We start from the raw sequence: 15,729 nt of genomic DNA on the forward strand, positions 1-15,729 counted from the left end.
GCTGCGCTCGTGCAGCCGTTAGAGCTGTTGCACCGAGGAGGAACAGACGTTGCTGTTCTGTGCAATAAGAATCACCTCTCGCGATTGTCAGAGCTAGGCAATCAGTGGAAGGTCCACCGCTCCTGGTCACTCAGGCAGTGCGAACTGCTTGATAGTGTCAGCTCAGTTCTCGCTATGGGCCATTTTCTCGAGCTCGGCGCCCAGGCCTACCAGTGGGCCATGAGCCGCAGCATCCGCTTCTGCGTCATCCAGCACGGCCTCCTCACCCCCTTCATGGCCCCACTACCCGCGGGTGCCCACCTCCTGGCCTGGTCGCAGCAGGATGCTGACTTCTGGATCTCTGGGCGCACGGACGTGAGCTATGAGGTCGTCGGCAGCCAGCTGCTGTGGCGAGCCGCTCAGGAGCCAGCCCCCTCAACCGGCCTCGATGACCGTCCCACCTTCCTCGGCCAGCTCCACGGCATCGAGCTGGGCAGGGCCTTCATGACCCGTGTCAGCCATGACTTCTGCAAGCGGACCGGGGCGCTCTACCGTCCACACCCCTCGGAGAAGGACAAGCTCTCCCGGCTGACCCACGCCCTGTGGGAGCGCCAAGGGATCGAGATTGACCGCTCCGGCACCCCCTTGTTCGAGACCGGCCAGCCGGTGGTGTCCGTGTTCTCCACCGGCGTGCTGGAGGCGGCGGCCCGCGGGATCCCCGCCTGGTACCACCCAAGGGAGAATGTGAACGTGGGTACAAAGGCCCCCAAGTGGCTCCACGCCTTCCACCAGAGATATAGCATGTCGCCGTGGGGCGGGGCACCAACCCCTCGCCCTGAGATTCCGCAGACCGAGCCAGCACAGGCCGTCGCAGCCGCACTGACCACCACCTAGAAGGAGCCTCGCCTCGTGAGCGCCCTCGCCGTCATCCCTGTCCGCGGGGGCTCGAAAGGTATCCCTCGCAAGAACCTACGGGACGTCGGCGGCAAGCCGCTCGTGGCGTGGACCATTGAGCAGGCTCTGGCCGCAACCGGAGACCTGCGCGTCGTGGTCTCCACCGAGGACGCTGAGATCGCCCAGGTCGCCAGGACTGTTGGTGCCGAGGTTATTGACCGTCCGGCAGAGCTGGCCCAGGACACCACAGCGACTGAGCCCGTCATCATCCACGCCATGGACGTCTTGGCCGAGCAGGGTTATGAGCCGGACTACGTCATGCTGCTCCAGGCTACTTCTCCTGTACGCCGTCCCGGCACTATCGACCGCGCTCTGGCCCAGATCGTTCAGACCGGAGTTGATTCTCTAGTCGGCGTCGTGCCCCAGACCCCGTTCCTGTGGTGGACGGCTCGTGACGGGCACGGGCCGACGGCGGACTTTGACGTCAGTCGCCGACCGCGCCGTCAGGAGCTGACGGAAGACCAGATGCGCTACCGCGAGACCGGCTCGCTCTACGTCACCCGGCCATGGGTCTATCGCGAGCAGATGAACCGTATCGGCGGGCAGATCGGCCTGTTCATCATGGATGAGGTTGAAGGTGTGGACATTGATGGCCCGCTCGACCTCGCCCTGGCCGGCAAGACTCTCACCCAGATGCAGCAGCAGGAAGGCCTCCTATGAGTATCGAGCGCTCAATCACTCCTTACATCATGTTCGGCGAGGAAACAGTCCTGGCCGCCCTGACCAAGATCAACGCCAACCACGCGCGTACCATCTTTCTCGTCGATGAGCACGGCACCTTGGTTGGCTCCCTGACGGACGGCGATGTTCGTCGTTGGCTCACCTCAGGGCACAACGACCTCCAAGTGTCTGCGTCAGCCGTCGCCAATCTCTCCCCACGCTTCGTCACTGAGGGCACGATCCTCGATGAGCTCGACTGGGTCTTCCGGGATGGCGTCACGCTCATCCCGGTGCTGGACGAGCGCCACCGCGTGATCGCCATCGCCTCTCCCGGCAACGACTCCTTCACCATCGGCACTCACAAGGTAGGTAAGGACCAGCCTGTCTTCATCATTGCCGAGATTGGTAACAACCACCAAGGGGAGTACGAGCGCGCCATTGAGCTCGTTGACCTTGCGGTAGAGGCTGGCGCGGACTGCGTGAAGTTCCAGCTGCGGGACATGGATGCGCTCTACCGTGGCGCGGCCGGCCAGATCACCGCGGGTGAGGACCTGGGGGCGCAGTACACCCTGGATCTCCTGACCCGTTTCTCCCTGCCTGCAGAGACCATGGTCAAGGTCTTTGACCACTGCCGTGAGCGCAGCATCGACATCATGTGCACCCCCTGGGACCTGCCAAGCCTCGACGTCCTGTGCGAGTACGGCATTGACGGTCTCAAGATCGCCTCAGCGGACCTGACCAACCACGCACTGCTACGTGCAGCAGCCCGCGAGTCCCTGCCGATGATCATCTCCACCGGGATGAGCACCGAAGCCGAGATCAAGGAGTCTGTCGCCCTCCTACAGCGCTACTCCGCCCCTTATGCCCTCCTTCAGTGCCAGTCCTCTTACCCCGCCCCCTTCAAGGACCTCAACCTGCGCTACATGCAGCGTCTAGCCGAGATTGGGGAGTGCCCGGTCGGGTACTCTGGTCACGAGCGCGGATACCACGTACCCATGGCTGCCGTGGCCATGGGAGCAGCGATCATCGAGAAGCACTTCACCACCAACCGCGATCTCGAGGGCAACGATCACAAGGTCTCGCTCCTGCCCGGCGAGTTCGCGACCATGGTCCAGCAGATCCGGGAGGTGGAGGCTTCACTCGGTAGCGCTGAGCCCCGCGTCGTGCAGCCCGGCGAGTTCATGAACCGTGCGAACCTCGCCAAGTCCCTCGTGGCTGCCCGGAACCTGTCCGCGGGGCAAAAGATCGCCAGCGACGACGTCGAGATCAAGAGCCCCGGACGAGGTCTGCAACCCAACCGGCTTGATGACCTCGTGGGGCGGGTCCTGTCCCGCGATATCGCCGCCGGAGACTTCTTCTACGACAGGGACGTGAACGACGACGCCGCTAGGCCCCGCGCCTATAGCTTCCGCCGTCCCTGGGGCGTGCCGGTGCGCTACCACGACTTCCGCCGAATCCTCGCCACCGGCGCCCAGCCAGACTTCCTGGAGTTCCACTACTCCTACAAGGACCTGGATATGGACGTGGACGAGGTCTTCGCGGACTTCAAGGAAAACCCGCTGCCTATGGGGTACACCTGCCACCTGCCAGATCTGTTCAGCGGTGACTTCATCCTGGACCTGGCCTCCAAGGATGACGAGATCTGGGAGCGTTCTATCCGCGAGCTCCAGCGCACTATTGACGTCACTCGCTCACTGCGCCCCTACTTCCAGCAGAAGGAGGACCCGGTCTTCATCGCGACCCTTGGGGGCTTTACCGAGGAGGGCTTTGTCTCCCCGGACGAGATTCCGGCCATGTATGACCGCATTATTGAGGGACTCACGCGCATTGACCACTCAGGGGTCCGTCTGGCGCCCCAGACGCTCCCGCCTTACCCGTGGCTGCTTGGCGGTCAGAAGTACCACAACCTCTTCATGAGCCCGGAGGCACTGGCAGACTTCGCCGAGCGCTCCGGCCTACAGATCACCTATGACATCTCGCACTCGATGCTCTCAGCCAACCATGAGCACCGACCGCTGCGCGAGTACACCGAGATTCTGGCTCCGCTCTCCGCTCATTTGCATATTGTCGACGGTAAGGGCGTTGACGGAGAGGGCACCCAGATCGAGGAGGGCGACGTCAACTGGCCGGAGCTTGCTGAGCAGCTCGATCGCCTGGCTCCTGGGGTTTCCTTCATCCCGGAGATCTGGATGGGGCACGTAGGTGATGGCGAGGGTTTCTGGAAGGCACTCGATCGCCTGGAGAAGTACTTGTGACGGCTCCACTCATGTCCACCGGCAACCGGTCTCGTACCTACCGAGGCATACCGGGAAATGCACCGATCGCGCTCTGGGCGGTCCCTGTGGCTGACATGGGCGGTGTGGCCCGTCACGTCCTTGATACCGCACGGCAAGGTATCCCGGACACGCGGATGGTCGTGATGTGTCCTCCCGGGCCACTCGCATCTGCCCTGCAAGAGATCGACGTCCCCGTCCTGGTTGAGAGCTTTGGCCCGGAGGCTGGGCTGCATTCCTCGGTGCGCAGTCTGCGCCATGCAGTCGCCAAGCTTCGCCCGGCGGTGCTGCACACGCACCTCGCTTACGCCGATATCGTTGCTGCGCTTGCCGTTCCCGTCAGCTGGCCAGTGCGACTGGTCTCGACTGAGCACGGGATCGCTGCGCCCGGCCAGGACACCGTTTACCACGGCAATGCTGTCAAGAGCCGTCTCATGTCTGCTGCACATGCAGCTCGTTGCGAACGTTTCGATGCACTCATCGCGGTCTCAGAAGCCACCGCTGAGGCTATGAGGCAAGCCTGGCATCCACGGCAGCTCATTGAGATCATCCCCAATGGAGCTGATCCTCTTCCTGTGCGCCCGGAGCGCACTCCTGGTCTACGGATTCTCTCTCTGGCCCGTTTGGCTCCGGAGAAGCAGATCGGCGAGCTGCTCAAGGCCTTCTCTGTGCTCCACCGTGACCATCCACAGGCGCAACTGACCCTTGCGGGTACAGGCCCTGAGGAAGCAGCCTTGCGCCGCTCGGCCGAGGCACTCGGCCTGTCAGAGGCGGTCTCTCTTCCCGGATACCTCGACTCAGCTCGGGCCCTCTCGCAGCACGACGTCCTCGCGCAGCTCTCCGTCTGGGAAAACTGCTCCTACTCACTACTTGACGCAGTCCGCCAGGGCCTAGGCGTAGTCGCTACCCCAGTTGGTGGCAATCCCGAGATACTCCCTGCCCGATGCCTGGTGGAGGCCTCCGACCTCCAGGCCATGGCGGTGGCCATGTATCAACAGGGAACAGATCTCTCATCACGCCCCACACTGACCACGTGGCCAAGCGTGCGAGCCATGACCACGCAGATCCAGATGGTGTACCGGGGGTGCTTCACGTGACCCGTATCCATATCGCCGCGAACAACGGCGAGATCGGTGGCGGCGAGGTCATGCTGATACAGATCGCTGAGGCAGTTCGTGCTCTAGGACACGATGTGCACATCATCGGTCCTGGCGCCGAGGCAGGCGTTGTTGAAACCGCAGCCTCCATGGGTTTTCAGACGACTGCGTTGCCTCCCGGACGCAAGGCCTACATGCGAGCTCTGGCCTCCTGGGACCGAGACCGTGACGGAATCTTGTGGTGCAACGGCCTGGTACCCGCGCTGGCCACCACCGGCAGGCCTAGGCGCATCGTCCACCTCCATCAGGCTCCATCCTGGAAGCACGTGGCTGCGGGCCGCCTGGCCTCCGCTGGCTCGCTGGCTCTACTCGTACCCTCCCGTTCTATGGCCCGTCGTTTTCCGACGGCGCAGATCTTGCCGAACTGGGTACCTCCAGTCCGCGCAACACCTCAATCCACTCCCGCCACCAGCGGCTGCGAGGAGCCGATTGTCCTTGGGTTCCTTGGCAGGCTCAGCACTGACAAAGGAGTCCGTGTCCTTGCTCAAGTAGTCAGGCTACTGGACGCTGATAGCCCCGGTCGCTATCGCCTGCTCCTCGCAGGGGCACCGCGCTTCGTGGATGAGGCCGATCAGCGCCAGCTCGATGCGAGCCTCGTTCCGATCGCTCATCTCACCGAGCGCGCTGGGTGGATGGATCGCGAGGAGTTCTTCTCCTCCGTGGACCTTGCCGTCTTCCCATCCGTGTGTGACGAGTCATTCGGCCTCATCGTAGCCGAGGCGATGAGCGCCCGTGTCCCCTTCGTCATCTCTGATACTGGGGCCCTGCCAGAGGTAGCGGGCAAGGGATACCCGTGGATCTCGCGTCGAGGCTCGGTCGGTTCCTTACTGCGGGTGGTGCAGCAGGTACTCGCCTCTCCCTCCGCGACGGTGGAGGCTCACCTCGAGCATATGCACAGACGTTGGGAAGCAGAGTTTTCCCCGAGTAGCGGCAGAGCGCGGGTGCGCCATCTGCTCACAGACATCCTGCCTCAGGAGTAGCGCCATATGAACACCGCACCAGAGCTCACAGCCTCAGTCATCGTCCCCAGTTACCGGGGTTCACACCGTCTGCCCCGGCTGCTGTCATCCTTTGAGCATCAGAGCCTCCCCACGGATCGTTTCGAGGTGCCTGTGGTAATCAACGGCCTGGTTGACGACTCTGCCGCGATTGTCGATGCGGCGGCGCGAGGAGTGCCCAGCCTGCCCTCTGTACTTGATCGCAACCAGGAGGCGTCAGCCTCTTCATACGGCGGAGCACTGCTAGCGTGGCACCATCGGGCTGCTACTTTCTCGCTCGTCAGACAGACCCGGGAGGAGATTGTTCCTGAGGACATCATGTGCGGTCACAGTTCATGGGCCCCGAGAGCAGACAACGAGTTGACCAGCGCCGTCTCGTCTCAGTGCTGAGGCAGGTCCCTATGTCACGTCCTCGCATCGCTATCGCGCACGATTACCTCACCCAGCGTGGTGGGGCTGAGCGAGTCGTTCTCGCTATGCACCGTGCTTTCCCGGACGCCCCGATCTACACGACCCTGTACGATCCTGAGGGCACGTTCCCTGACTTCGCCAACGCTGATATCCGCGTCAGTGCACTCAATCGTCTCCCTCTTGCCCGCAAGCATTTTCGAGCGACGTTGCCCGTCCTTGCCCCGACAGCGTCTACTTTCACGGTGGATGCCGACCTGACGATCGCCTCGTCCACAGGGTGGGCACACGGCTTTCACTTCACCGGGCAGAGCCTGGTCTACTGCCACTCCCCCGCACGTTTCCTGCACCTGTCACGCCAGTACCTGGGAGACGTCTCCCCACTGAGCCCCCAGGCACTCGCCCTGGGCATACTGCGCCCTGCTCTGCTGCGGTGGGACCGCCGCGCTGCGCTCAGAGCAGATCGTTACCTAGCAAATTCCACCATCGTGGCTGAGCGCATCCGCCGAGTCTATGGGATCGACGCAGATATCCTCTTTCCACCCGGAGGTGTTGATTCTCAGGCGCCACTCGCTCCCATCCCGCAGGCCCAGGACTGGGTAACTGAGACGGATCCACGCCCCTTCTATCTGGTGGTCTCACGCCTGATGCCATACAAGAAGGTCGACGTGGTGCTGGAGGCATTCTCCAGGATGCCGGACCGGTCCCTGCTAGTTATTGGCAGGGGCCCGGAGCAGGAACGGCTCTCACGCCTCGCACCGGCGAACGCCCGCTTAGTGTCCGGTCTTGACGACGCCCAGGTCCGGTGGGCCTATGCCCATGCGCGAGCTCTAATCGCCCCAGCCTTCGAAGACTTCGGGTTGACTCCTTTGGAAGCATATGCTTTTGGGACCCCGGTACTGGCTCGTCACGGCGGTGGGTACCTGGACACTGTGGCCAATGAGGTCAGTGGACTGTTCTTCGAGCACTCCACCCCACAGGACGTGGTTGGCGTTGTTGAGCAGGAGGCGGCTATCTCCTGGGACCGGCAGAGAATCACTGAGCACGGCAGACGCTTTAGCGAGCAGCGGTTTACGGCACGTTTGCAAGCCTATGTTGATGGCATGCTGGCGGCATAGGAGACGCACTCATGACACATGGCAAACTGATGCGGATCATTGGTACAAGCGCCGTCATTCTCGACACGCTTGTCATCCTACTGACCACGGTCGTGGCGCAGGACCTGCGGTCTCGTCTGACGTTCATCGCCGACGGATATGTGCTCGACCACACACTGGACTCCCTGAGGATCCCATTAGTCATCGGGTGGATTGCCGTCATCGCCGCCTTCGGCGGCTACTCAACCCGTGACCTAGAAGCCGGGACTTCCAGCTACAGGCGTGTTTTCAACGCCTCTCTGGCAACGTCATGCCTGATGACCATGTTGCTGTTCTTTGGTCAAGTACCAATGTCTCGCTCCTATGTCCTGATCCTGACAGTCCTGGGCCCCGCTCTGCTGGTGCTGGAGAGATCCCTGCTGCGCCGTGCCGTCCACGCGTTTTACCGGCGTGATCTCGGGGCCCGCCGTGCCATCATCGTCGGCCACGGGCCTGTCTCGGCCGCGCTCATCAGACGGGTCCGTGAAGGTAAGTGGATGGGGCTGAACCCTGTTGCAATGATCTATGCCTCTCCCGAGGAAGCCGCCGCCCTCGATCTACCGCTGGCAAACGCCTCAGCAGGCCTGCTCCCACTGGCGGAGGAGTACGCCGCCGATCTGATTCTCTTCGCGGACGGCTCCGCTCCGTCAACCACAGACTTCCGCCGTTACCTCTGGCAGTTCGAGCGGCACCACACCGAGTTGGCAGTCGTCTCCTCCATCGTTGACGTCGCCTCAGACAGGGTCCGTACCCGGCCGGTTGCCGGGACCCAGATCGTCTACGTCGAGGACCCACGTTCGGCCGGAGCCCTGTCCTGGAGCAAACGGGCTTTCGATATCATTACCGCAACGCTCATGCTGGTCATGAGCTCTCCAATCATGATCGTCACCGCTCTGCTCGTCCGTCACGACGGTGGCCCAGCCCTCTTTCGGCAGACGCGTACGGGCCGCAACGGCAAGCCATTTCAGATGCTGAAGTTCCGCTCCATGGTGGTCGATGCTGAACAACGTCTGCAGTCAGTCAAAGATACTCCGCAGACCAACAAGGTCATGTTCAAACGTGCCGACGATCCTCGCATCACCAAAGTGGGCGCAGTAATCCGGCGTTATTCCATTGATGAGCTTCCCCAGTTGATCAACGTCATCCGGGGAGAGATGAGTCTGATCGGACCGCGTCCGCCGCTTCCCCGCGAAGTTGCCCTCTATACGGATGACGAATGGCGTCGGCTACGAGTCCGGCCCGGCCTCACTGGTCTGTGGCAGATCTCAGGCCGCTCAGACCTGTCATGGGACGAGACCATCCGGCTTGATCTGTACTACATCGACAACTGGTCAGTGCTCCAGGATCTTTCCATCCTGCTGCAGACCGTGAAGGCCGTCTTCACAGGTCGGGGCGCGTACTAACGATGCCGGCCCAAGCGACCGGTATCGAGCCCCGTACGCCTCGCGCACACGCCTCCATCCAACGCTCCACGTTATGGATGGTGGCCTTCTTCATGACATGGCTAGTATCAGCCACCGTAGAACCCGCCCAGGCCTTGGGATACTGGCTGCTCGTTGAGCTTGGCACCATCCGTCACACCTGTCCGACGTGGCTGTTATCGTCCATTATGGCGCTCGGATCTTTGCCGGTAACTCTTGTTATCACCCTCACCTGCGCATTTATCGGCTTAAGGCGATATCCGTGGAGATCAACGGCTCTGGCACTAAGCACCATCAGTGGCGCACTCCTTCTTTCCGCGGCCCTCCCGCATCTGAACGCACACATTGACTACGGTTGGTTCCCACACGAATCCACGTTCCCTTCCGGCCATATGGCGGGATTCCTAGCTTCTTCCCTCATGCTGGAACGCATCGCTCCACGCGGCGGGCAATGGCAGCTGATGACTACTGCGGCCATGGGGGTCTTCGGCTGCGTCCTCGGTATCGTTATCCTGTCTGTCACTGCACATACTCTGTGGGATGTCCTCGGTTCCGTCTGCCTCCTCCTCGCTATCCGTCCTCTCGTCAGCTCAAGGAGCACCGTATGAGCACTCTGCCGATGACTGACCGCGCGCACCCCACCACCTGTTCCGCCAGCGCGCCAGCAGACTCAGCCCCCGTAAGCATGTGGGCGTGGACGCTTCCCACGATCTCCGACAAGAGCTCCACGCATCTCGTGGACGCTTTTTTTGGTGTACTACTCACCTTCCGAGCTCTGCCGGGCATCCCCGCTTCCCTACCCGTCAGTGACCTCGCTGGCATTGTCTTTATCCTGATCCTGCTCTTCCGTGCTCCTCGCTACCGCCTGGGGCGTGCTGAGCTCCTCATCCCCGGCGCCATCGCCATGGGGGTCTATCTCATTGCCGTGTCCAGCATAAATGACGTCTTATGGACACGGCGCCTTGGTCACATCGCGATCCTGCTCATCTTGGCCGTCCTTATTGGAAGTGGCCGCGCGCACCTGCCCTCAATGCTACGTGCAGCCGCCTTCGGTATCCTGGTTAATACCGGCTTGTTCTACGCAGGTGCTGCTCCCGATACTTACGGAGGTTACCTCACCGGATACCTTGAGGACAAGAACCATGCAGCATTGACGATCGCCATCATTGGCGTCACACTATGCGCTTTTGTTCGGCGCCGGTATATCATCCCCACGCTTGCGACTACGGGAATACTGATCTGGCTTACCGGTTCAAGAACTACCCTCGGGGCTTTGGCTGCCGCGGGGTTGTGGATACTTTTTCGACCCCGTATGCGCTCATTAATACCACGAGTAATTCTTGGCGGCTTTATCGCTTTCGCTTTGAATATCCTGGTCGACGACTACTCCCAAGAAGGTGCTTTCACAGATCGAACCGGCAGCGATGCCCTGCGTGAGCGTATCGACGATGCCGTTCAGATCAAGCTCAATTCCACACCCCCCTACGGAGGGGGACTCGGTACGGCAACAGTCGAGATCGATGAAAAAACCTGGTTTTTCCACAACGCTTATGATGGACTCCGCCAGGAAGGTGGTTGGCTACTCCTGATCGTCTTTGTTTCGATTTTTGTGTGGTACGGGCTCCGCCCCAAGCGACAGCACATCACAAACTTCACCCAGCTCGCGGTAGAAGCTGCAGTCATCGTCGAGCTGGTGTGCGCATGGAAACTCGGGGAAGTCTTTTTCTCAACACAAACCGTCCTACTGCTCGCTGCCATACTCGAGGTGTACCTAAAAGACCAGGATCCCGAAAGAGCCCAGATCTCTACCGCGAGTGAAAGCACTATGTCGCGTTATCATCGAAGCCTTGCCCGAAGCAACTCATTAAAAGAAAGAGCCCTCAATACGAGGCGGCAGCCATGACCGCAGATATCTCTCCCAAAGACACATCACCAAGGTTTCGAGAATTAGATGGACTTCGAGGTATAGCAGCATTGAGCGTGGTCATCGGACACCTTACGGTGACATACGATGATCATTATGCCGGTGGAGGCGAACCACTATTTAAATTTACTTATGGAGCCTTCGGTGTCGAGATATTTTTTCTAATAAGTGGATTTGTTATCCTTATGACAGCGTTTAGGGCGGAACGCCCGTTACAATTTGTCATTTCGCGCGTAACAAGACTATACCCAGCCTACTGGATATCAATCGCAATATCGGTAATTTTAGGCCTAAGCCTCCCGTCTCTAGCCGTACCGACTGATGCTATAACAATCATCGGAAATATGACGATGGTACAGAGATGGCTGTTCGTTGAGAATTTAGACGGCACGCACTGGACTCTTGCTGTCGAGATGCAATTTTATCTTTTGATCCTTATTCTTTTGATCGTAACGAAATGTCGGATCAGTAGGAGATCCCTTTTAATTTTTTCCAGCTTATGGTTGGCTGCAAGTTCGGGAGTCTCGGTTTGGGCGTACCCAAAGAGTCACGGAATCGACCCGTCTCTCGTTCCAACAATGACCAAGATCGCAATCAATCTGTCGCTGGCCCAGTACGCTCCTTTATTCATTGGGGGAGCCTACCTCTTCATATCAAGGAAATCCTCACGATACCATCCGATGGTCGCAGTCTCAGGCCTGGCCTCTGTCGGTTCCGCTTATCTACTTGCAGATATACGCCACGCCGCCGCGGTTTCAGTTATTTATGTCATTTTTTCAGTGGTGACACTGAGGAGCGATTCCACCTCAATGTTACTTTGGGCGCCTTTCACATGGCTTGGTAAAATAAGTTACTCCTTGTATATCACACATTCCTTGGTCTGCTATTCTGTAATGCAATTTCTTATTGAGCCAATTGGACGCAATGCAGCCATGTTGCTGGCGTTTATCATATGCCTGTTGGTCGCATGGTCAGTCTGGCGGGTCGGAGAGAATACATTGTCGCCCGCATGGAGGCGGGCATGGACGCGTTCACTGTCCAGAAAATCCGCAAAGCAATGAAGTGGATTCCCTCTTCACTCCAGAACGATCCACAAAAGGGACTGGCCGTCCATGCATCCTGCATAGGAAGTTCTTGCCGCATTGAGTGGCATCTCCTCAAAATCAGAGCACGGCAACAAGCCCCCTTCCCCCTCGTGCACGCGGCTCTTCCCGAGACGAGTCGCCGCAATAGCCGAAGCCACCTTTCATCACGCCACCATAGACGGTATTGCCAACGCCATCTCGCCTTGCTCAACATCTCCTTTCCTTCACCGTTGCTGGCGAGCCGACATTCCTGAGTTAAAACATCGACAACGTAACCCCAAGAAAGATGAAGCCACCCTGGCGGAAGCGGAGGACTCGCCCTGATACGTCGCAAATTCTTCCAGGGAATTCTTGCTCGAGATACTGGGCACACATCATTTCAAAACCTACCGGCCATCTTGAGAACAGCCCTTCACAGACACTGCTCCCCCGACGAGACTCTCCCTCACGTCCAGACTCGAACGACTAGCTCCCGAGCCAGTAGTCACGTCATACTGCCTCTGCGCTTCTTATCGGAGTGAGCCAGAGTCCGATAAGAAGCACAGAGGCGAGGGTATGAGGAGGCACAGCCGAGCTAGAACAACGCCGGCAGCGTCGCCTCGACGCCCTCGCGCAGCTCCGCGAGGTCAAGCGTCAGAGGCTGTCCCTCCCCGCCGTCGGCGAGCAGGTCTGAACCAGTCACGGTCAGCAGCTCACCGCCCGTGGTTCCTAGCCGGCTCCAGGCCACGTCCTCGGCCTCGGCCGCAGCAGCCACCACGGCCACCGCACCCTCCGGCACGGCGACGACGGCACGCGCCCCGGACTCAGAGAACAGGGCGGTGAAGTCGTCCACCTCGTCGCGCCCCTCGATGCCAGACAGGTTGATGCTCGCACCCACGCCATGACGCAGGACCGAGTCCACCAGGGTCTGGATGAGACCGCCGTTGGAGACGTCATGAGCGGCTCGCACAAGCTTCCTGCCGTCCGGGCCGTCGGCCTCGCTCAGGGCCAGCAGGACCCGCCCCAGCGCCATCTCAGCCTCCAGGTCCACACGCGGGGGCAGGCCACCGAGGTGGTCGTGGACCACGCGGGTCCAGGCCGAGCCGTCCAGCTCATCGGCAGTGGTGCCCAGGGCGATGACGGCCAGGCCCTCCTCGAACCAGCCCGAGGGGTTGGCGCGACGCACGTCGTCCATGACGCCAAGGACACCGACCACCGGGGTGGGGTTGATGGAGGAGTCGATGAGCCCCTTGACCTTGCCGTGGGAGTTGTAGAGGGACACGTTGCCGCCGGTGACCGGAATCCCCATGACCTGGCAGGCGTCAGCCAGGCCGGTGATGGCCTCGACCAGCTGCCACATGGCGTCAGGGTCCTCCGGGGAGCCGAAGTTGAGGCAGTCGGTGACCGCCAGCGGCTTGGCCCCCACGGTGCACACGTTGCGGTAGGACTCAGCCAGGGCCTGGGCGGCGCCGGTGGCCGGGTCGAGCTTGGTGAAGCGGCCGTTGGCGTCGGTGGAGATCGCCACACCACGGCCGGTAGCCTCGTCGACGCGGATGACGCCGGCGTCGTCAGGCTGAGCCAGGGCGGTACCGCCGCGCACGAAACGGTCGTACTGGCTGGTGACCCAGGAGGTCGAAGCCTGGTTGACGCTCGTGACGACGGCACGCACCTGGTCCGCAAGCTCAGCAGCTGACTCAGGCCGGGCCAGGCGCGTCGAAGTGTCCGCGTTGAGCTCGTCCTGCCAGGCCGGGCGGACGTAGGGACGGTCATAAGTGGGCCCCTCGTGGGCGACCGTGCGCGGGTCGACGTCAACGATCCGCTCGCCAAAGTGGTCGATGGTCAGGCGGCCCGAGCCGTTGACCTCACCAATGACCGCGGCCTCGACGTCCCACTTGTCGATCACATCCATGAACGCCTCAAGCTTGTCGGGAGCCACGACCGCCATCATGCGCTCCTGGGACTCGCTCATGAGGATCTCACCAGCCGTCAGCGTGGGATCGCGCAGCAGCACGTTCTCCAGGTCCACGTGCATACCGCCGTCACCGTTGGAGGCGAGCTCGCTCGTGGCGCAGGAGATACCGGCCGCGCCCAGGTCCTGGATACCGAGGACCAGGTCCTGGGCGAACAGGTCGAGGCAGCACTCGATGAGGACCTTCTCCATGAAGGGGTCACCCACCTGGACGCTGGGGCGCTTGGCCGGCATACCGTCCTCGAAGGACTCCGAGGCGAGGATCGAGGCGCCGCCGATGCCGTCCCCACCGGTACGCGCACCGAAGAGGACCACCTTGTTACCCGCGCCGGAGGCGTTGGCCAGGTGGATGTCGTCGTGACGCAGCACACCCACGCACAGGGCGTTGACCAGCGGGTTCTCCTGGTAGGAGGAGTCGAACTCGGTCTCGCCACCGATGTTGGGCAGGCCCAGGCAGTTGCCGTAGCCTCCCACACCGGCCACCACTCCGTGGACCACGCGCGCGGTGTCCGGGTGGTCCACCGCGCCGAAGCGCAGCTGGTCCATGACGGCCACGGGACGGGCTCCCATGGAGATGATGTCGCGCACGATGCCACCCACGCCGGTGGCCGCCCCCTGGTAGGGCTCGACGAAGCTGGGGTGGTTGTGGGACTCGACCTTGTAGGTCACGGCCCAGCCGTCACCGATGTCCACCACACCGGCGTTCTCGCCCATGCCGACCAGCAGGTGCTCCTTCATCTCGGGCGTGACCTTGGCACCGAACTGCCTCAAGTGGATCTTAGAGCTCTTGTAGGAGCAGTGCTCGGACCACATCACCGAGTACATGGCGAGCTCGGCGTTGGTGGGGCGGCGTCCCAGCAGCTCCTTGATGGAGGCGTACTCCTCGTCCTTGAGGCCAAGCTCGCGGTAGGGCATCTCCTGGTCCGGGGTCGCTGCGGCGTCCTGGACGGTGTCGGGGTGCTCGACCGGCCGCGGGGCCAGGCCCGGCTCGGGGGCGGGGACGGGGGACTCGGACGACACGGTTGCCATGCGGCTGCTCCTGAGGTCGAGGAGGTGAGTGGACCAGGGCCGAGGATACCTGGCACCGGCCACCCTCCGCTCGCCGGCACCGCCTACCCGCGAGCGCCGGCCACGGACCCGCTCGCCTTCTGGCGCACCGGACGACGTCGAGGCTCACGGCACACAGCACCTCGCCTACCAGCCGGCTGGCGCGGGCTGGTAGGCGAGGTGGAGAGTCTGGGGGGAAACCGCCGTCGTCCCCCTATGACGGACAGGCGCCAGCTCAGCGCAGCGAGCCGTCCTTGGACACAAGGATCATGATGAACTCAACGAAGGCCCACAGGCCGTTGACAGTGGACAGCAGGTAGGCGACAAGCATCGTCCCACCAACCTTGGCAGCCTCGGCGTCAGTGATCTGGCCGTAGCCATCAGCCATCTGTGCGTAGGCGTCAGCGTTCGAGGCAACCGTTACCACACCGGCAATGAACAGGATGACCGTCAGCACCGTGAGGACCAGGTGGCCCACGCCCCGCTTGGTCTGTCCGCGGTAAAAGCTGTGCGCGCCGGTCCAGCCAAGGAAAAAGGCGAGCAGCGCCGCCACGGTCTTGGACTTGGCACTGGGATTGTAGGGCTGCTGGCCGTAGGGCTGCGGGTATCCCTGCTGGGGCTGAACGTAGGGCTGGGCAGAGTTCTGGGGGTAGGGGGTCTGAGCCATGCTGGCCTTTCTTGTCTGCTGCGCGGGCAGCCTGGAGAGGGGACAGGTACACCTTGCCCGATACCCCTCAAG

General features: G+C 61.6%; 11 protein-coding genes. 9 read left to right on the forward strand and 2 right to left on the reverse strand.

Going from position 1 to position 15,729, the window contains the following annotated elements:
- Nucleotides 1-219 precede the first annotated feature (219 nt).
- The 9 genes from HRL51_RS11610 (at nt 220) to HRL51_RS10295 (ending at nt 11,971) form a co-directional block, all read left to right on the forward strand.
- On the forward strand, nt 220-873 hold the full coding sequence (locus tag HRL51_RS11610; protein WP_218957634.1) for a hypothetical protein: 654 nt from the start codon (nt 220-222) through the stop codon (nt 871-873).
- 15 nt (nt 874-888) lie between these two features.
- Complete coding sequence (locus tag HRL51_RS10260) at nt 889-1,593, forward strand: acylneuraminate cytidylyltransferase family protein (RefSeq protein WP_172191650.1); 705 nt, start codon at nt 889-891, stop codon at nt 1,591-1,593.
- Nucleotides 1,590-3,848: an N-acetylneuraminate synthase family protein gene (locus HRL51_RS10265; RefSeq protein WP_172191652.1), complete on the forward strand. Its 2,259-nt coding sequence runs from the start codon at nt 1,590-1,592 to the stop codon at nt 3,846-3,848. Before HRL51_RS10260 ends, HRL51_RS10265 begins: the two co-directional genes overlap by 4 nt.
- 95 nt (nt 3,849-3,943) lie before the next feature.
- On the forward strand, nt 3,944-4,963 hold the full coding sequence (locus HRL51_RS10270) for a glycosyltransferase family 4 protein (protein WP_235954031.1): 1,020 nt from the start codon (nt 3,944-3,946) through the stop codon (nt 4,961-4,963).
- Entirely contained in the window at nt 4,960-6,003 is a 1,044-nt protein-coding gene (locus HRL51_RS11615; RefSeq protein ID WP_172191654.1) for a glycosyltransferase family 4 protein, read from the forward strand. Before HRL51_RS10270 ends, HRL51_RS11615 begins: the two co-directional genes overlap by 4 nt.
- A gap of 419 nt (nt 6,004-6,422) precedes the next feature.
- On the forward strand, nt 6,423-7,547 hold the full coding sequence (locus HRL51_RS10280) for a glycosyltransferase (RefSeq protein WP_172191656.1): 1,125 nt from the start codon (nt 6,423-6,425) through the stop codon (nt 7,545-7,547).
- An 11-nt stretch (nt 7,548-7,558) separates the two neighbouring features.
- Complete coding sequence (locus tag HRL51_RS10285) at nt 7,559-8,968, forward strand: sugar transferase (RefSeq protein ID WP_172191658.1); 1,410 nt, start codon at nt 7,559-7,561, stop codon at nt 8,966-8,968.
- Between the two features lie 622 nt (nt 8,969-9,590).
- A complete protein-coding gene (locus tag HRL51_RS10290; protein WP_172191680.1) occupies nt 9,591-10,889 on the forward strand; it encodes an ABC transporter permease in 1,299 nt (432 codons plus the stop codon).
- The gene (locus HRL51_RS10295; protein ID WP_172191682.1) at nt 10,886-11,971 is read left to right on the forward strand and encodes an acyltransferase family protein; all 1,086 of its coding nucleotides are present in this window, start codon (nt 10,886-10,888) and stop codon (nt 11,969-11,971) included. Before HRL51_RS10290 ends, HRL51_RS10295 begins: the two co-directional genes overlap by 4 nt.
- Before the next feature lie 598 nt (nt 11,972-12,569).
- Here HRL51_RS10295 and purL read toward each other — a convergent pair.
- A complete protein-coding gene (purL, locus tag HRL51_RS10300; protein WP_172191684.1) occupies nt 12,570-14,972 on the reverse strand; it encodes a phosphoribosylformylglycinamidine synthase subunit PurL in 2,403 nt (800 codons plus the stop codon).
- A gap of 253 nt (nt 14,973-15,225) precedes the next feature.
- On the reverse strand, nt 15,226-15,657 hold the full coding sequence (locus HRL51_RS10305; RefSeq protein ID WP_172191686.1) for a TM2 domain-containing protein: 432 nt from the start codon (nt 15,655-15,657) through the stop codon (nt 15,226-15,228).
- Between the last annotated feature and the right edge of the window lie 72 nt (nt 15,658-15,729).

The organism is Actinomyces faecalis (assembly GCF_013184985.2).
GTDB lineage: Bacteria > Actinomycetota > Actinomycetes > Actinomycetales > Actinomycetaceae > Actinomyces > Actinomyces faecalis.